Here is a 17,940-nt window from a genome sequence, read left to right on the forward strand (position 1 = left end):
CCGCTCCTACAAGGGGTGGTGCAGCGTCAGAGGCTTTTCACGTACTGCTTGATGCGCTCGGCCGCTTCCACGCATTCCGCCAGCGGAGCCACCAGCGCCATGCGCACCCGGTTGGCGCCGGGGTTCTCGCCGTTCACTTCGCGGGACAGGTAGGAGCCCGGCACCACGGTGACGTGCTGCTGGTCGAACAGGCCGCGGCAGAACTCGGTGTCGGCCACCGGGGTTTTTGCCCACAGGTAGAAACTGCCGTCCGGGCGCTGCACGTCGAGCACGCCGCCGAGGATGTCCAGTACAGCGTCGAACTTCTCGCGGTACAGGTCGCGGTTGGCGCGCACGTGGTCTTCGTCGTTCCAGGCCGCGACGCTGGCCAGCTGGGTCTGAACCGGCATGGCGCAGCCGTGGTAGGTGCGGTACAGGAGGAATTTCTTCAGCACTTCCGCGTCACCGGCGACGAAGCCCGAGCGCAGGCCCGGCAGGTTGGAGCGCTTGGACAGGCTGTGGAACACCACGCAGCGCGCAAAATCCGAGCGACCCAGTTCGGCGCACGCGGTCAGCAGGCCGGCCGGCGGGTTCTGTTCGTCGAAGTACAGTTCGCTGTAGCACTCGTCGGCGGCGATCACGAAATCGTGCTCGTCGGCCAGGGCGATCAGCTTCTTCAGGGTTTCCAGCGGAACCAGCGCGCCGGTGGGGTTGCCCGGCGAGCAGAGGAAGAGGATCTCGCAGCGCGCCCAGACGTCTGCCGGGACGGCGTCGAAGTCCGGGTTGAAGCCGTTGTCTTCCATGCACGGCAAGTAGTGCGGCTCGGCGCCGGCCAGCAGGGCTGCGCCTTCGTAGATCTGGTAGAACGGGTTCGGGCTGATCACCAGGCCCTTGGCGTGGCGGTCCACCACGGTCTGGGTGAAGGCGAACAGCGCTTCACGGGTGCCATTCACCGGCAGCACGTGGCGCGCGGCGTCCAGCCAGCCGGCCGGCACCTTGAAGCGGCGCTCGCACCAGGCGGCGATGGCTTCGCGCAGGGCGGGGATGCCCAGGGTGGTCGGGTAGACGGCCAACTGGTCGAGGCTGTCGGCCAGGGCCTTGGCGACGAAGTCCGGCGAGCGGTGCTTGGGCTCGCCAATGGACAGCGCGATGGGCTTCAGCTCAGCCGGCGGCTGGGCGCCGGCCAGCAGGGCGCGGAGCTTCTCGAAGGGGTAGGGCTGGAGCGAGTCGAGGGCAGGGTTCATGGCAAGGCTCTTTCTTTCTGATTCTGACGACTGATTCTGACTGAATAGCGGGCTAGATGCTGATGCGCACTGGCATGCTCGGCTGGCCGCCATCCGAGAGGATGTCCACCAGGGCTGTCTGGATGCGCTTGCACAACTCCGGGTCGGAGAGCGGCTGGTTGTGCGCATCGGTAACGAAGAACACGTCCTCCACGCGCTCGCCCAGGGTGGCGATCTTGGCGTTCTGTACCGACAGGTCGAAGTCCAGGAACAATCCGCCGATACGCGCCAACAGGCCGGGGCGATCCGGCGCGGTGACTTCCAGCACGCTGACCTGGCGGGCCGCGTCGGTGGAGATGGTCACCTGCGGGTTGAAGGCAAAGTGCTTGAGCTGGCGCGGCACGCGGCGCTGGATGATGGTCGGGTACTCGTCCGGGTCCTTCAGGGCATTGACCAGGCCCTCGCGAATTTCCTCGACCCGGCTGGGATTGTTGCCGATCGAGCCGCCATCAGCGTCGAGCACTATGTAGGTGTCGAGGGTGAAAAGGCTGGTCGAGGTGATGATCCGCGCGTCCTGAATGTTCAGGTTGAGCTGGTCCATGGCTGCCACGGTCACGGCGAAGAAGTCGTGCTGGTCACCGGCGTAGATGAAGATCTGCGTGCCACCCTCGAATTCGCGCTGGGCGGTTTCCTTGATCAGCACCAGCGGGGTGCCGTCATCCGGGTGCTGGAGGATGGCTTCGGTGTGCCACGCCACGTCGGCGGCACTGTGGCGCAGGAAGTAGTCGTCGCCCAGCTGGCTCCAGAGCTGCTCGGCGTCGTCCTGGTCGATGCCGCCGCGCACCAGGATGTCGATGGCCGCGCTCTGCGTCTGGCGAATCTGCTCCTCGCGGTCCACTGGGTTCTCCAGGCCGCGCCGCAGCGCGCGCTTGGTCTCGGTGTAGAGCTGGCGCAGCAGGCTGGCGCGCCAGGAGTTCCATAGCGTCGGATTGGTGGCGTTGATGTCGGCCACGGTGAGCACGTAGAGGTAGTCCAGGTAGGTCTGGTTGCCCATCAGCTGGGCGAAGTCGTAGATCACCTGCGGGTCGGACAGGTCCTTGCGCTGGGCGGTGGTCGACATGATCAGGTGGTTCTGCACCAGCCAGGACACCAGGTTGGTGTCCCACGGCGGCAGCTGGTGGCGCTGGCAGAAGTGCTCGGCGTCCACCGCGCCCAGTTCCGAGTGGTCGCCGCCGCGGCCCTTGGCGATGTCGTGGTAGAGGCCGGCGATGTAGATCAGCTCCGGCTTGGGCAGTCGCTCCATGATCTTGCTGGCCAGCGGGTACTTCTCCGCCATGTCCGGTCGGCGCAGCTTGCGCAGGTGCTTGATCAGGTTGAGGGTGTGCGCGTCGACCGTATAGATGTGGAACAGGTCGTGCTGCATCTGCCCGACGATCAGGCCGAATTCCGGCAGGTAGCGGCCAAGAATGCCGTAGCGGTTCATCCGCCGCAGGTTGCGGTGGATGCCTTCCTGGCACTTGAACAGCTCGATGAACAGGCTGGTGTTGCGGATATCGTGGCGGAAGTCGTCGTCGATCAGGTGCCGGCTGTCGCGCAGCAGGCGGATCGTATCGGCGCGTACGCCCTTGATCTCCGGGTGCTGGGCCAGCAGGACGAAGATTTCCAGCAGGGCGAACGGGGTGCGCTTGAAGACGTTGGCGTGGGTGACTTCCAGGTAGCCGTCGCGCAGCTGGAAGCGGCTGTTGAGCGACTGGATCTGGCCGTTCTCGCCGGCCCGCAGGATGACTTCCTCGAAGTGCTGGGTGATCAGGTCGTTCAGCTCGGAGACGGCCATCACCACGCGGTAGTACTTCTGCATGAAGCGCTCGACGGCCAGCTTGGCGTCGTTGCCTTCATAGCCGAGCAACCCGGCGATGCGCCGCTGGTGGTCGAACAGCAGGCGGTCTTCGGCGCGGCCGGCGAGCATGTGCAGGGCGTAGCGGACCTTCCAGAGGAATTCCTGACTGGAGGCCAGTACCGCGCACTCGCTTTCCACCAGGAAACCTTCACGTACCAGGGCGTGCAGGTTGAGGCTGCCGAAGTGGCGGCGGGCAACCCAGAGCAGTGTCTGTACGTCGCGCAGGCCGCCGGGCGAACCCTTCACGTTGGGTTCGAGGTTGTATTCGGTGTCGTTGTATTTGGTGTGGCGGTGAATCTGTTCCTTGCGCTTGGCCAGGTAGAACTGCCCGCTGGGCCACATCTGCTTCGTGCTGGTGGCTTCGAGCATGCGCAGGCGCAGGCTGTCCGGACCGGAGATGGTCCGGCACTCCATCAGGTTGGTGACCACGGTCAGGTCGGCGCGCGCTTCCTCGGCGCACTCGGCCACCGAGCGCACGCTCTGGCCGACTTCCAGGCCGATGTCCCAGAGCAGGGTGAGGAAGCCCTCGATGGGCTCGCGGAAACTTTCCTGGTCCTCGCTGTCGAGCAGGACCAGCAGGTCGATGTCCGAGTGCGGGTGCAGCTCGCCGCGCCCGTAGCCGCCCACGGCGACCAGCGCGATGTCGGCGTCGTCGCCCCAGTCGAAGCGATTCCAGGCCTGCTGCAGGATCTGGTCGACGAACCAGGCGCGGTCCTCGATCAGCCGGCGGATGTCGCGGCCGCCGTTGAAGCGGGCGTCGAGCACCTCGTTGGCCTGACGGATGGCCTTCTTGAAGGCGGCGATGGGGCTGGATTTGAGGGCCAGTTCCGCCTGGAACTGCCCACGGTCGAACAACTCGGGATCCACCTGCGGCATGGCGGCCTTCCTGATCAATGGCTTAGGGGAGGGCAGGGGCAAGAGGGCAACCGGGCCTGTGCGCATGGCGCCAGGCCCGATGGCTGTGCCGGGCCGGGATTTCTATGTTCTACCCAGCCGTCGGCGAGATTGCAAACCGCGCCTCAGGCCGAGGTGCGCGGGAAACTTTCGTCGTTACGCAGGGTCAGGATCTCGTAGCCGTCGGCGGTGACCAGCACGGTGTGCTCCCACTGTGCGGACAGCTTGCGGTCCTTGGTGATGGCGGTCCAGCCGTCGCCCAGCAGGCGGGTTTCCGGGCGGCCCTGGTTGATCATCGGCTCGATGGTGAAGATCATGCCTTCCTTGAGCTCCAGGCCGGTGCCGGCGCGGCCGTAATGCAGCACCTGAGGCTCTTCGTGGAACACCTGGCCGATGCCGTGGCCGCAGTACTCGCGCACCACAGAGAAGCCGTTCTTCTCGGCGTACTTCTGGATCACTTCGCCGATGTCGCCCAGGCGCGCGCCGGGCTTGACCACGTCGATACCCTTGTACATGCATTCCTGGGTGATCTGGCACAGGCGGTCAGCCCATTCCGGGGTCTTGCCGACGGAGAACATCTTGCTGGTATCGCCGTGGTAGCCGTCCTTGATCACGGTGACGTCGATGTTGACGATGTCACCTTCCTTGAGCGGCTTCTCGTTGGGGATGCCGTGGCACACCACGTGGTTGATCGAGGTGCAGATGGACTTGGGGAAGCCCTTGTAGTTCAGCGGCGCGGGAATGGCCTTCTGCACGTTGACGATGTAGTCGTGGCAGATGCGGTCCAGTTCGTCGGTGGTGACGCCGGGCTTGACGTGTTCGCCGATCATTTCCAGCACTTCGGCGGCCAGACGGCCGGCGACGCGCATTTTCTCGATGTCTTCGGGCGTCTTGATGGTGACGGTCATGCGACTTCTCTTCAGGCGCTGCGTACGCGCGGGTAAATGAGAGGAATACGCAAGTCTATCAGATTTGGCGCCTTTCTATTAAGGGCGGGTGGCTAGCGGGGCTGGTCGGCCGAGGCGGCGGGGGAGGTGCCGGGCGTCCTTGCCGGGTTTTGTTCTGGCCGAGGTTGTGGTATAAAGCGCCCCGCTCTGAAGGCTACGGCCATTTCGGGGCATTAACCCACACATGCATCGACACGATGGCCTGGGTGCCTTTCGACACAGTCGGAGGGTTGGCCGTTGGGATGCATGGAGGCCTAACCCGACTTATCGAGGAACTATCATGTCCCAAGTCAATATGCGCGATATGCTGAAGGCCGGTGTGCACTTCGGCCACCAGACCCGTTACTGGAACCCGAAAATGGGCAAGTTCATTTTCGGCGCGCGTAACAAGATCCACATCATCAACCTCGAAAAAACCCTGCCGATGTTCAACGAGGCCCTGACCTTCGTTGAGCGCCTGGCCCAGGGCAAGAACAAGATCCTGTTCGTCGGCACCAAGCGTTCCGCCGGCAAGATCGTTCGCGAAGAAGCTGCCCGTTGCGGCATGCCGTACGTCGACCACCGTTGGCTGGGCGGCATGCTCACCAACTACAAGACCATCCGTCAGTCGATCAAGCGTCTGCGCGAGCTGGAAGTGCAGTCCCAGGACGGCACCTTCGCCAAGCTGACCAAGAAAGAAGCTCTGATGCGCTCCCGCGATCTGGAAAAACTGGATCGCAGCCTGGGCGGCATCAAGGACATGGGCGGCCTGCCGGACGCTCTGTTCGTGATTGACGTTGACCACGAGCGCATTGCTATCACCGAAGCCAACAAGCTGGGCATCCCGGTTATCGGCATCGTCGATACCAACAGCAGCCCGGAAGGCGTTGACTATGTTATCCCGGGTAACGACGACGCCATCCGCGCCGTACAGCTGTACCTGGGCTCGATGGCTGAAGCCGTACTGCGTGGCAAGAACGCCGGTGGCGTGACTGCTGACGAGTTCGTCGAAGAAGCACCGGCCGAATCCGCCGAAGGCTGATTCCAGGACGTCCAGACGTCCTACGGTGAGCAGGAAGGGGGCTAGGCCCCCTTTTTGCCACCCTGAGAATTCCGCCCGGGTATCCGGGCGATCTGGTTTTGAGAACAACTCAAGAGGATTTCGAAATGGCAGAAATTACTGCAGCACTGGTCAAGGAACTGCGTGAGCGTACCGGCCAGGGCATGATGGAGTGCAAGAAGGCACTGGTAGCCGCCGAAGGCGATATCGAGAAAGCCATCGACGACATGCGCGCTTCCGGCGCCATCAAGGCTGCCAAGAAGGCTGGCAACATCGCCGCCGAAGGCGCCATCGCCGCCAAAGTGGCTGACGACGGCAAATCGGCCACCATCATCGAAGTCAACTCGCAGACCGACTTCCTGGCCCTGCAGGACGACTTCAAGAACTTCGTCGCTGCCAGCCTGGACAAGGCTGTTGCCCAGAAGCTGACCGATGCCGCTCCGCTGATCGCGGAACAAGAGCCGGCTCGTGAAGCCCTGGTTGCCAAGTGCGGCGAGAACGTCAACATCCGTCGCCTGGCCCGCACCGAAGGCGAAGTGGTTGGCGCCTACCTGCACGGCCACCGCATCGGCGTTCTGGTCACCCTGAAGGGCGGCAACGCTGAACTGGCTCGCGACATCGCCATGCACGTCGCTGCCAGCAACCCGCAGTTCCTCGATCCGTCGCAGGTTTCCGAAGAAGCCGTGGCCAAAGAGAAGGAAATCTTCCTCGCTCTGAACGCCGACAAGATCGCTGGCAAGCCGGAAAACATCGTCGAGAACATGGTCAAAGGCCGTATCTCGAAGTTCCTGGCCGAAGCCAGCCTGGTCGAGCAAGCGTTCGTCAAGGATCCGGAAGTCAAGGTCGGTGACCTGGCCAAGAAAGCCGGCGCTGAAATCGTTTCCTTCGTTCGCTTCGAAGTAGGCGAAGGCATCGAGAAAGTCGAAGCCGACTTCGCTGCCGAGGTTGCTGCTCAAGTAGCCGCTTCCAAGCAGTAATAGACAGTCTCACGACTGTCGCCCCGCAAGAGGCTGCCCGCTAACGCGCGCGGCCTCTTTGCCAAACTGGGGAAACCAAAAGGGGCGGTTTCCACGGCGCAGGCCCGCAAGGCGGGTTTAAAGGCGCCGTAAGGCTGGCTGGTCCAAGCTTTCCGCCAAGCGCCCACAAGGCGCACAGCATTCAATCGCCGCAGGAGAAAAAGGTCATGGCTCAGCAGCTGAGCGCTCGTCAACCTCGCTATAAACGCATTCTTCTAAAACTGAGCGGCGAAGCCCTGATGGGCTCCGAGGAGTTCGGCATCGATCCCAAGGTGCTGGACCGCATGGCGCTGGAGATCGGCCAGCTCGTCGGTATCGGCGTGCAGGTCGGCCTGGTGATCGGTGGTGGCAACCTGTTCCGTGGCGCGGCGCTGTCCGCGGCCGGCATGGATCGCGTCACCGGCGACCACATGGGCATGCTCGCCACCGTCATGAACGGCCTGGCCATGCGTGACGCCCTGGAGCGCTCCAACATCACCGCCATCGTCATGTCCGCCATTTCCATGGTCGGCGTGACCGATCACTACGACCGCCGCAAGGCCATGCGCCACCTGAAGAGTGGCGAAGTGGTGATCTTCTCCGCCGGTACCGGTAACCCGTTCTTCACCACCGATTCCGCCGCCTGCCTGCGCGCCATCGAAATAGATGCTGACGTAGTACTCAAGGCGACCAAGGTGGACGGCGTGTACACTGCCGACCCGTTCAAGGACCCGAATGCCGAGAAATTCGAACGTCTGACGTACGATGAAGTGCTCGATCGCAAGCTGGGTGTGATGGACCTCACTGCCATCTGCCTGTGCCGGGACCAGAAAATGCCGCTGCGCGTGTTCAACATGAACAAGCCCGGCGCGCTGCTGAATATTGTTGTAGGTGGTGCTGAAGGCACCCTGATCGAGGAGGATTGAGATGATCAACGAGATCAAGAAGGAAGCACAGGATCGTATGGGCAAAACCCTGGAAGCCCTGGGCCATGCCTTCGCCAAGATTCGTACCGGCCGTGCGCATCCGAGCATCCTGGATAGCGTGATGGTGTCCTACTACGGTTCCGACACTCCGCTGCGCCAGGTGGCCAACGTCACCGTGGAAGATTCCCGCACCCTGGCCCTGAGCGTGTTCGACAAGAGCATGATCCAGGCGGTCGAGAAGGCCATCATGACCTCCGACCTGGGCCTGAACCCGGCGACCGCCGGTACCACCATTCGTGTACCGATGCCGGCTCTGACCGAGGAAACTCGCAAGGGCTTCACCAAGCAGGCTCGCGCCGAGGCCGAGCAGGCTCGCGTTTCCGTGCGCAATATCCGCCGCGACGCGCTGGCTCAGCTGAAGGATCTGCAGAAAGAGAAGGAAATCAGCGAAGACGAAGAGCGTCGCGCTGGTGACGATGTGCAGAAGATCACCGACAAGTTCGTCGCCGAGATCGAAAAGGCCCTCGAGGCCAAGGAAGCGGACCTGATGGCCGTTTGACGGCCGGGCTCTCGTCATGGAAAAGACCAAGCAGGTGACGGACGTGCCCCGGCACGTCGCGATCATCATGGACGGCAACAATCGCTGGGCGAAGAAGCGTCTGATGCCCGGTGTGGCCGGGCACAAGGCTGGCGTGGATGCCGTCCGTGCGGTGATCAAGACCTGCGCCGAGGCAGGCGTCGAAGTGCTGACGCTGTTCGCCTTCTCCAGCGAGAACTGGCAGCGCCCGGCCGACGAGGTCGGTGCGCTGATGGAGCTGTTCCTCATGGCCCTGCGCCGTGAGGTACGCAAGCTCAGTGCCAACGGCATCCGCCTGCGCATCATTGGCGACCGCAGCCGCTTCGCTCCTGAGTTGCAGGCGGCGATGCGCGAAGCCGAAGCACTGACCGCCAAGGGCGGCAGCATGCTACTGCAGGTGGCGGCGAACTATGGCGGCCAGTGGGATATCACCCAGGCGGCCCAGCGTCTCGCCCGTGAAGTACAGGCCGGCCATCTGGCGGCAGAGGAAATCACCCCGGAGCTGATCCAGGGTTGCCTCTCCACCGGTGACCAGCCGCTGCCCGACCTGTGCATCCGCACCGGTGGCGAGCACCGCATCAGTAACTTCCTTCTCTGGCAGCTGGCCTATGCCGAGCTGTATTTCTCCGATCTCTACTGGCCCGACTTCAAGCACGAAGCCATGCAGGCTGCGTTGCAGGACTATGCCTCTCGTCAGCGCCGCTTCGGCAAGACCAGCGAGCAGGTCGAGGCCGAGGCACCCCCGTCATGTTGAAACAACGAATCATCACGGCGCTGATCCTGTTGCCGATCGCGCTGGGTGGTTTCTTCCTGCTCGATGGTGCGGCGTTCTCGCTGTTCATCGGTCTGGTGGTCAGCCTCGGTGCCTGGGAATGGGCGCGTCTGGCCGGTTACAACGAACAGTCCGCCCGCGTTGGTTATGCCGCCGTCGTCGCCGCGCTGATGCTCGTACTGGCCTGGCTGCCGCAGCTGGCAGGTGCTGTGCTGGTGCTGGCGCTGCTCTGGTGGGCGCTCGCGATCGTCATGGTGCTGACCTATCCGGATAGCGCGTCGAGTTGGGGTGGGCGCTGGCGCCGCCTGCTGATCGGCCTGCTGATCCTGCTGCCGGCCTGGCAAGGGCTGGTGCTGCTCAAGCAATGGCCGCTGTCCAACTGGCTGATCGTTGCCGTGATGGTGCTGGTCTGGGCTGCCGACATCGGCGCCTATTTCTCCGGCAAGGCCTTCGGCAAGCGCAAGCTCGCCCCGCGCGTCAGCCCGGGCAAGAGCTGGGAAGGTTTCTTCGGCGGGATGGCGCTGTGCCTGGCGATCACCGTCGCCGTCTCCATCTACCGTGACTGGACCGTCCGTGAGCTGCTGCTGGCGCTGCCGTGCGCGGCCATCGTGGTGGCCCTGTCGGTCATCGGTGACCTGACCGAAAGCATGTTCAAGCGCCAGTCCGGCCTCAAGGACAGCAGCAACCTGCTTCCGGGGCATGGTGGCGTGCTGGACCGCATCGACAGCCTGACCGCGGCCGTCCCGGTGTTCACCGCGTTGCTCTGGGCCGTGGGCTGGGGTGCGCCGTGAGCCATCCGCAGTGGATCACCGTGCTGGGGGCGACCGGTTCGATCGGCCTCAGTACCCTCGACGTCATCGGGCGTCACCCTGATCGTTACCGCGTCTTTGCGCTCAGCGGCTTTTCCCGGCTGGCCGAGCTCGAGTCGCTGTGCCTGCGCCACCGTCCGCGTTTTGTTGTGGTGCCGGAGGCTGAGCAGGCGCGCGCTCTGCAGGATCGTCTGAGTTCCACGGGCTTCGAGGTTCGGGTTCTGGTCGGCGAGGCCGGTCTTTGCGAGGTTTCCGCCCATCCCGAAGTGGATGCGGTGATGGCGGCCATCGTCGGTGCCGCGGGTCTGAAGCCCACTCTGGCGGCTGTCGAGGCTGGCAAGCGGGTCTTGCTGGCCAATAAAGAGGCGCTGGTGATGTCCGGCGCGCTGTTCATGGATGCCGTGCGGGCCAGTGGCGCTGTACTGCTGCCGATCGACAGCGAGCACAATGCGATCTTCCAGTGCATGCCGGCAGACTATGCTCGCGGCCTGGGCGAAGTGGGCGTTCGCCGTATCCTGCTGACTGCCTCGGGCGGCCCGTTCCGCGAAACGCCGCTGGAGCAGTTGGTCCAGGTTTCGCCAGAGCAGGCCTGCGCACATCCCAACTGGTCGATGGGGCGGAAGATCTCCGTCGATTCGGCCAGCATGATGAACAAGGGCCTGGAGCTGATCGAGGCCTGCTGGCTGTTCGACGCTGCGCCGTCGAAGGTCGAGGTGGTGATCCATCCGCAGAGCGTGATCCACTCCCTGGTGGACTACGTCGATGGCTCGGTACTGGCCCAGTTGGGTAATCCGGACATGCGAACCCCCATTGCCCATGCCCTGGCCTGGCCGCAGCGGATCGATTCCGGCGTTTCGCCGCTGGACCTGTTCTCCATCGCTCGCCTGGACTTCAGTGCGCCCGATGAGCAGCGTTTCCCCTGCCTGCGCCTGGCGCGCCAGGCCGCCGAGGCGGGTGGCAGCGTGCCGGCGATGCTCAATGCGGCGAACGAGGTGGCCGTCGCGGCGTTCCTCGAACGGCGCATCCGCTTCACGGATATCCCGGTTATCATCGACGAAGTGCTGAACCGCGAGGCGCACACGCCGGTCGAATCGCTCGATGCGGTGCTGGCGGCCGACCAGCGCGCACGCGGCGCCGCACTGGCGTGGTTGCAGGAGCGCGGGCATTGAGCCCGAGGAGGTAGCGATGAGCGCCCTTTATATGGTGGTGGGACTGATTGTCGCCCTGGGCGTACTGGTCACCTTCCACGAATTCGGACACTTCTGGGTTGCCCGCCGCTGCGGGGTCAAGGTCCTGCGCTTCTCCGTGGGCTTCGGCACGCCGCTGGTGCGCTGGCACGATCGCCACGGCACCGAGTTCGTCGTCGCCGCCATTCCCCTGGGTGGCTACGTGAAGATGCTCGATGAGCGGGAAGGCGATGTTCCCGCCGAGCTGCTCGACCGCGCGTTCAATCGCAAGACCGTGTTCCAGCGCATCGCCATCGTTGCGGCGGGGCCGATCGCCAACTTCCTGCTGGCCATCCTGTTCTTCTGGGTCCTGGCCATGCTGGGCAGCCAGCAGATCAAGCCGATCATCGGCTCCGTGGTGGCGAACAGCCCGGCCTCCGTCGCCGGCCTTGCGTCCGGCCAGGAAGTCGTGGCGGTGGATGGCGAGGCTGTGGACGGCTGGAGTGGCGTCAACCTGCAGCTGGTGCGCCGTCTCGGTGAAACCGGCGAGGTGAGTGTTGCGGTGCTGGAGCAGGGGTCGAGTGCTCCGGCCGTGCACCAGGTGCGCATCAGTTCCTGGCTGAAGAGCGAAGACAATCCCGATCCCATCGGTGGTTTGGGGATCCAGCCCTGGCGACCCGCTGTCGCGCCAGTGATCGCCGAGCTGGACGAAAAAGGGCCTGCCAAGGCTGCCGGCCTGCAGATTGGTGATCGGCTCGTCAGTCTGGATGGCAAATCGGTCACGGATTGGCAGGAAGTGGTTACGCGTGTCCGCGCCATGCCTCAGGGCAAGGTGATCCTGGGTATCGAGCGCGCCGGCCAGCGCGAGGAACTTGCCCTGACCCTGGCGGCCAAAGGCGAGGGCAAGGCACGCACCGGTTACCTGGGCGCAGGTGTCGCCGGTGGTCAGTGGCCGCCGGAAATGCTCCGCGAAGTGAGCTATGGGCCGGTGGCAGCGGTGGGGCAGGCGCTCTCCCGAACCTGGTCCATGAGCCTGCTAACTCTGGATTCTCTAAAGAAAATGGTGCTCGGGCAGCTCTCGGTAAAAAACTTGAGCGGGCCGATAACCATTGCTAAAGTGGCGGGCGCTTCAGCCCAGTCCGGCGTAGGGGATTTTCTGCATTTCCTCGCCTATCTGAGCATCAGCTTGGGGGTTCTCAACCTGTTGCCGATTCCTGTCCTCGATGGCGGGCATCTGCTGTTCTACATGGTCGAGTGGGTGCGAGGTCGCCCACTGTCGGAGCGGGTCCAGGCTTGGGGGATGCAGATTGGCATCAGCCTGGTAGTCGGGGTCATGTTGTTGGCCCTGGTCAACGATCTGAGTCGACTGTAACCGCCCGTTGGTTTTCGGATCTGCCGCCCTTTGCGGCAGATTCTCTATTTGTCAGTTGGAATAAAAGGACTCCATGAAACGCTTTCTGCTTCCCGCGGCCCTTTCCGCGCTGATGATCGCCCAGGTTCACGCCGAGTCCTTCACTGTTTCCGATATCCGGGTCAACGGCCTGCAGCGTGTATCGGCCGGCAGCGTGTTCGCGGCACTGCCGCTGAACGTCGGTGAGCAGATCGACGATCGCCGCCTGGTCGAAGCGACCCGCTCGCTCTTCAAGACCGGCTTCTTCCAGGACATCCAGCTCAGCCGTGATGGCAATGTGCTGATCGTCAACGTGGTCGAGCGTCCGTCCATCTCCAGCATCGAGATCGAGGGCAACAAGGCCATCACCACCGAAGACCTGATGAAGGGTCTGAAGCAGTCCGGCCTTTCCGAGGGCGAAATCTTCCAGCGCGCGACCCTCGAGGGCGTGCGCAACGAGCTGCAGCGCCAGTACGTGGCCCAGGGCCGCTACTCCGCCGAGATCGAGACCGAAGTGGTGCCGCAGCCGCGCAACCGCGTCGCGCTGAAGATCAACATCAACGAAGGCACCGTGGCGGCCATCGCCCATGTCAACGTGGTGGGCAACACCGTCTTCTCCGAAGAAGACCTGACCGACCTGTTCGAGCTGAAGACCACCAACTGGCTGTCCTTCTTCAAGAACGACGACAAGTACTCCCGCGAGAAGCTCTCCGGCGACCTGGAACGTCTGCGTTCGTACTACCTGGACCGCGGCTACATCCACATGGATATCGCCTCCACCCAGGTGTCCATCACCCCGGACAAGAAGCACGTCTACATCACCGTCAACGTCAACGAAGGCGAGAAGTACACCGTCAGCGACGTGAAGCTCTCCGGCGACCTGAAGGTGCCGGAAGACGAAGTGAAGAAGCTCCTGCTGGTGAAGAAGGGCCAGGTGTTCTCCCGCAAGGTGATGACCACCACCTCCGACCTCATCACCCGTCGCCTGGGCAACGAGGGTTACACCTTCGCCAACGTCAACGGCGTTCCCGAGCCGAACGACGAGAACAAGACCGTATCGATCACCTACGTGGTCGATCCGGGCAAGCGCGCCTACGTCAACCGCATCAACTTCCGTGGCAACACCAAGACCGAGGACGAAGTACTCCGTCGCGAAATGCGCCAGATGGAAGGCGGCTGGGCCTCGACCTACCTGATCGACCAGTCCAAGCAGCGCCTGGAGCGCCTGGGCTACTTCAAGGAGGTCAACGTCGAGACCCCGGCGGTTCCGGGTACCGACGATCAGGTCGACGTCAACTACAGCGTGGAAGAACAGCCGTCCGGCTCGATCACCGCCAGCGTGGGCTTCGCCCAGAGCGCCGGCCTGATCCTCGGTGGCTCGATCAGCCAGAACAACTTCCTGGGTACCGGTAACAAGGTCAGCATCGGCCTGACCAAGTCCGACTACCAGACCCGCTACAACTTCGGCTTCGTCGACCCCTACTGGACCGTCGACGGCGTGAGCCTGGGCTACAACGCGTTCTACCGCAAGACCGACTACGACGAGCTCGACGTCGACGTTTCCAGCTACTCGGTGAACAGTCTGGGTGCCGGCGTCAGCATCGGCTACCCGATCAGCGAGACCTCGCGCCTGACCTACGGCCTGACCGTGCAGCGCGATGACATCGACACTGGTGCCTATACCGTCGACGAGATCTTCGACTTCATCGATAAGGAAGGCGACAGCTTCACCAACTTCAAGGCGTCCATCGGCTGGTCCGAGTCGACCCTGAACAAGGGTGTGCTGGCGAACCGAGGTCACTCGCAGAGCCTGGTGCTGGAATCCACCATTCCGGGTAGCGACCTGTCGTTCTACAAGCTCGACTACCGTGGCCAGATCTTCGCGCCACTCACCGAAAACTACACCATGCGCTTCCATACCGAGCTCGGTTACGGCGGCGCCTACGGCGACACCGATCGTCTGCCGTTCTACGAGAACTACTACGCCGGTGGCTTCAACTCGGTACGTGGCTTCAAGGACAGCACCCTGGGCCCGCGTAGCACCCCGAGTATCGCGCGCAACCCAGATGGTTCCGAGATGGCAAGTGGCGGCCCTGACAGTAAAGGTCGCTACACCGACCCGGATCAGGATCGCGAAGCCTTCGGTGGTAACATCCTGATCACCGGTGGTGCGGAACTGCTGTTCCCACTGCCCTTCGTGAAGGACCAGCGCCAACTGCGTACCGTGCTGTTCTATGACATCGGTAACGTGTTTGACACCGACTGCCCGACTTCCTCCACCCAAGGTTGTGACGGCGTCAAGTTCCAGGACATGGCCATGTCCGCGGGTGTCGGTCTGACCTGGATCACCGCTCTGGGCCCGCTGAGCTTCAGCCTGGCGACTCCGATCAAGAAGCCGGACAACGCCGAAACCCAGATCTTCCAGTTCTCCCTGGGACAGACCTTCTAATTGGCCGTATCGTTGTAATGACAACCATGCTTTGTGCAGGAGTGCATTGTGCGTAAGTTGACCCAGTTCGTCCTGATCACCGCCGCCCTGGCAGCGAGCCCCGCGTTCGCCGACATGAAGATCGCGGTGCTCAACTATCAGATGGCACTCCTCGAGTCCGATTCGGCCAAGCAGTACGCCGTCGACGCCGAGAAGAAATTCGGCCCCCAGCTGACCAAGCTCAAGGCCCTGGAAACCGATGCCAAGGCCCTGCAGGACAAGCTGGTCAACGGCGGCAGCAAGATGTCCGCTTCCGAGCGCGACAAGGCTGAAGGCGACTTCAAGCAGAAGGCCCGTGATTTCCAGTTCCAGTCCAAGGAGCTGAACGAAGCCAAAGCCGTCGCCGACCGCGACATGCTGAAGAAGCTCAAGCCGAAGCTGGACCAGGCCGTCGAGGAAACCATCAAGAAAGGTGGTTATGACCTCGTGGTCGAGCGTGGTGCCGTGGTCGACGTCAAGCCGCAGTACGACATCACCCGCCAAGTCATCGAGCGCATGAACCAACTGCGCTGATGATGACCGAGCTGTCCTTTACCCTCGCCGAACTGGCTGCGCAACTCGATGCCGAGTTGCGCGGCGATCCCGCTCAGGTGATCAGCGGGCTGGCTACCCTGCAGGACGCAGGCGCCGGTCAGCTGAGCTTTCTGGCCAATCCGCAGTATCGCAAGTTCCTCGAAGGCAGCCAGGCCAGCGCCATTCTGCTGACTGCTGCCGATGCCGAAGGCTTTACCGGCAATGCGCTGATCGTCCCCAATCCCTACCTGGCCTATGCCGGCCTGTCCCACCAGTTCGACCGCAAGCCCAAGGCGCCGGTCGGCATTCATCCCACTGCGGTGGTCGATGAAGGTGCGCAGGTTGACACGAGTGCCAGTGTCGGACCCTATGCCGTGATCGAGGCCGGTGCGCAGATCGGTGCCAACGTCACCATCGGTGCCCACTGCTTCGTCGGCGCGCGCAGCGTGGTGGGCGAGGGTGGCTGGCTTGCGCCGCGCGTGACGCTCTACCACGACGTGCGCATCGGCAAGCGCGTGGTGATCCAGTCCGGCGCCGTACTGGGTGGCGAGGGCTTCGGCTTCGCCAACCACAAGGGTATCTGGCAGAAGATCGCCCAGATTGGCGGCGTGACCCTGGGGGACGACGTCGAGATCGGCGCCAACACCACCATCGACCGTGGTGCGCTGTCCGACACCCTGGTGGGCAATGGCGTGAAGCTGGACAACCAGATCATGATCGCCCACAACGTGCAGATCGGCGATCACACTGCCATGGCCGGCTGCTGCGGGATTTCCGGCAGCGCCAAGATCGGCAAGCACTGCATGCTTGCCGGCGGTGTCGGCCTGGTTGGCCATATCGAGATTTGTGACAACGTCTTCGTCACCGGGATGACCATGGTGACCCGTTCGATCACCGAACCGGGCTCCTACTCGTCCGGTACCGCCATGCAGCCTGCGGCTGAATGGAAGAAGAGTGCCGCGCGCATTCGTCAGCTGGATGACATGGCCCGTCGTCTGCAGCAGCTGGAAAAGCGCGTGGCCGCCGTGACCCCAAGCGGAGACGCTCCATCAGATGCGTGATCCACGCATTTTTTGGCGTTTCCCTTTTCTGAACAGGCTCCCCTGAACATGATGGACATCAACGAGATTCGCGAATACCTGCCTCATCGCTACCCCTTCCTGCTGGTGGATCGGGTGGTCGAGCTGGACATCGAAGGCAAGCGCATTCGCGCCTACAAGAATGTCAGCATCAACGAGCCGTTCTTCAATGGCCACTTCCCGCAGCATCCGATCATGCCGGGTGTGCTGATCATTGAGGCCATGGCGCAGGCCGCCGGCATCCTCGGCTTCAAGATGCTCGACGTGAAGCCCGCCGATGGCACCCTGTACTACTTCGTTGGCTCCGATAAGCTGCGCTTCCGCCAGCCGGTGCTGCCGGGCGACCAGCTGCAGCTCAACGCCCAGTTCCTGAGCGTCAAGCGCGGCATCTGGAAGTTCGATTGCCATGCCACCGTCGATGACAAGCCGGTATGCTCGGCCGAAATCATCTGTGCGGAACGCAAACTATGAGTTTGATCGATCCTCGCGCCATCATCGACCCGCGCGCAAAGCTGGCTGACGACGTAGAAGTGGGCCCCTGGTCCATGGTCGGGCCGGATGTGGAGATCGGCGAAGGTACGGTGATCGGTCCGCACGTGGTGGTCAAAGGCCCCACGAAGATCGGTAAGAACAATCGGATTTTCCAGTTCTCCAGCGTGGGTGAAGATACCCCCGACCTGAAGTACAAGGGCGAACCGACTCGCCTGGTGATCGGCGACAACAACGTGATCCGCGAGGGTGTGACCATCCATCGCGGCACCATCCAGGATCGCTCGGAAACCACTATCGGCGATCACAACCTGCTCATGGCCTATGTGCACATCGGCCACGACAGTGTGATCGGCAACCATTGCATCCTCGTGAACAACACCGCGCTGGCGGGGCATGTTCATGTGGATGACTGGGCGATCCTCTCCGGCTACACCCTGGTGCATCAGTTCTGCCGCATCGGCGCGCACGCCTTCTCCGGCATGGGCACCACCATCGGCAAGGACGTCCCGGCCTATGTCACGGTCTTCGGCAACCCCGCCGAGGCCCGCAGCATGAACTTCGAGGGCCTGCGCCGTCGTGGTTTCAGCGCCGAATCGATCCAGGCGCTGCGCCGGGCGTACAAGGTTGTGTACCGCCAGGGCCTGACGGTGGACGAGGCGCTGGCCGAGCTGGCCGAAGTCTCCGAGCAGTTCCCGGAAGTCGCGGTGTTCCGCGACTCCATCCAGAGCTCCACCCGCGGCATCACCCGCTGACC

The 17,940-nt window shown here is 63.2% G+C and carries 16 protein-coding genes; 13 read left to right on the forward strand and 3 right to left on the reverse strand.

Annotated features, from left to right (window positions below; all coding sequences use genetic code 11):
* Positions 1-26 precede the first annotated feature (26 nt).
* The 3 genes from dapC to map form a co-directional block, all read right to left on the reverse strand.
* Positions 27-1,223 carry a succinyldiaminopimelate transaminase gene (gene dapC, locus ABKS89_RS08455; RefSeq protein ID WP_348587718.1) on the reverse strand — a complete coding sequence of 399 codons (1,197 nt, stop codon included), beginning with the start codon at positions 1,221-1,223 and terminating at the stop codon, positions 27-29.
* Between the two features lie 52 nt (positions 1,224-1,275).
* Positions 1,276-3,975 (reverse strand): [protein-PII] uridylyltransferase, encoded by a 2,700-nt coding sequence (locus ABKS89_RS08460; protein ID WP_138212668.1) that lies wholly within the window; start codon positions 3,973-3,975, stop codon positions 1,276-1,278.
* A 143-nt stretch (positions 3,976-4,118) separates the two neighbouring features.
* Entirely contained in the window at positions 4,119-4,901 is a 783-nt protein-coding gene (gene map, locus ABKS89_RS08465) for a type I methionyl aminopeptidase (RefSeq protein WP_081517886.1), read from the reverse strand.
* Positions 4,902-5,220: 319 nt separating this feature from the next.
* Here map and rpsB point away from each other — a divergent pair, with 319 nt between their 5' ends.
* The 13 genes from rpsB (at position 5,221) to lpxA (ending at position 17,938) form a co-directional block, all read left to right on the forward strand.
* On the forward strand, positions 5,221-5,961 hold the full coding sequence (gene rpsB, locus ABKS89_RS08470; protein ID WP_045210003.1) for a 30S ribosomal protein S2: 741 nt from the start codon (positions 5,221-5,223) through the stop codon (positions 5,959-5,961).
* A gap of 125 nt (positions 5,962-6,086) precedes the next feature.
* The gene (tsf, locus tag ABKS89_RS08475; RefSeq protein ID WP_017521180.1) at positions 6,087-6,956 is read left to right on the forward strand and encodes a translation elongation factor Ts; all 870 of its coding nucleotides are present in this window, start codon (positions 6,087-6,089) and stop codon (positions 6,954-6,956) included.
* A 206-nt stretch (positions 6,957-7,162) separates the two neighbouring features.
* Complete coding sequence (gene pyrH, locus ABKS89_RS08480; protein ID WP_017521181.1) at positions 7,163-7,900, forward strand: UMP kinase; 738 nt, start codon at positions 7,163-7,165, stop codon at positions 7,898-7,900.
* Position 7,901: 1 nt separating this feature from the next.
* The gene (gene frr, locus ABKS89_RS08485) at positions 7,902-8,459 is read left to right on the forward strand and encodes a ribosome recycling factor (RefSeq protein WP_045210004.1); all 558 of its coding nucleotides are present in this window, start codon (positions 7,902-7,904) and stop codon (positions 8,457-8,459) included.
* A 16-nt stretch (positions 8,460-8,475) separates the two neighbouring features.
* Positions 8,476-9,231, forward strand: coding sequence for a polyprenyl diphosphate synthase (gene uppS / locus ABKS89_RS08490; RefSeq protein ID WP_138212669.1), 756 nt, complete (start codon positions 8,476-8,478; stop codon positions 9,229-9,231).
* Positions 9,225-10,040, forward strand: a complete 816-nt coding sequence (locus tag ABKS89_RS08495; RefSeq protein WP_348587716.1) for a phosphatidate cytidylyltransferase — start codon at positions 9,225-9,227, stop codon at positions 10,038-10,040. Before uppS ends, ABKS89_RS08495 begins: the two co-directional genes overlap by 7 nt.
* A complete protein-coding gene (gene ispC, locus ABKS89_RS08500) occupies positions 10,037-11,227 on the forward strand; it encodes a 1-deoxy-D-xylulose-5-phosphate reductoisomerase (protein WP_348587714.1) in 1,191 nt (396 codons plus the stop codon). Before ABKS89_RS08495 ends, ispC begins: the two co-directional genes overlap by 4 nt.
* 16 nt (positions 11,228-11,243) lie before the next feature.
* Positions 11,244-12,596 (forward strand): RIP metalloprotease RseP, encoded by a 1,353-nt coding sequence (gene rseP / locus ABKS89_RS08505; RefSeq protein WP_348587712.1) that lies wholly within the window; start codon positions 11,244-11,246, stop codon positions 12,594-12,596.
* 73 nt (positions 12,597-12,669) lie between these two features.
* Positions 12,670-15,063 (forward strand): outer membrane protein assembly factor BamA, encoded by a 2,394-nt coding sequence (bamA, locus tag ABKS89_RS08510; protein WP_138212673.1) that lies wholly within the window; start codon positions 12,670-12,672, stop codon positions 15,061-15,063.
* Positions 15,064-15,111: 48 nt separating this feature from the next.
* Positions 15,112-15,615, forward strand: a complete 504-nt coding sequence (locus ABKS89_RS08515) for an OmpH family outer membrane protein (RefSeq protein WP_138212674.1) — start codon at positions 15,112-15,114, stop codon at positions 15,613-15,615.
* On the forward strand, positions 15,615-16,676 hold the full coding sequence (lpxD, locus tag ABKS89_RS08520) for a UDP-3-O-(3-hydroxymyristoyl)glucosamine N-acyltransferase (RefSeq protein WP_348587710.1): 1,062 nt from the start codon (positions 15,615-15,617) through the stop codon (positions 16,674-16,676). The genes ABKS89_RS08515 and lpxD overlap by 1 nt, the downstream gene beginning before the upstream one ends.
* A gap of 48 nt (positions 16,677-16,724) precedes the next feature.
* Positions 16,725-17,165, forward strand: coding sequence for a 3-hydroxyacyl-ACP dehydratase FabZ (gene fabZ / locus ABKS89_RS08525; RefSeq protein WP_081517895.1), 441 nt, complete (start codon positions 16,725-16,727; stop codon positions 17,163-17,165).
* Positions 17,162-17,938 carry an acyl-ACP--UDP-N-acetylglucosamine O-acyltransferase gene (gene lpxA / locus ABKS89_RS08530; protein WP_138212676.1) on the forward strand — a complete coding sequence of 259 codons (777 nt, stop codon included), beginning with the start codon at positions 17,162-17,164 and terminating at the stop codon, positions 17,936-17,938. The genes fabZ and lpxA overlap by 4 nt, the downstream gene beginning before the upstream one ends.
* The last annotated feature ends 2 nt before the right edge of the window (positions 17,939-17,940 follow it).

The sequence above is a fragment of the Pseudomonas sp. LABIM340 genome (assembly GCF_040017195.2).
GTDB lineage: Bacteria > Pseudomonadota > Gammaproteobacteria > Pseudomonadales > Pseudomonadaceae > Pseudomonas.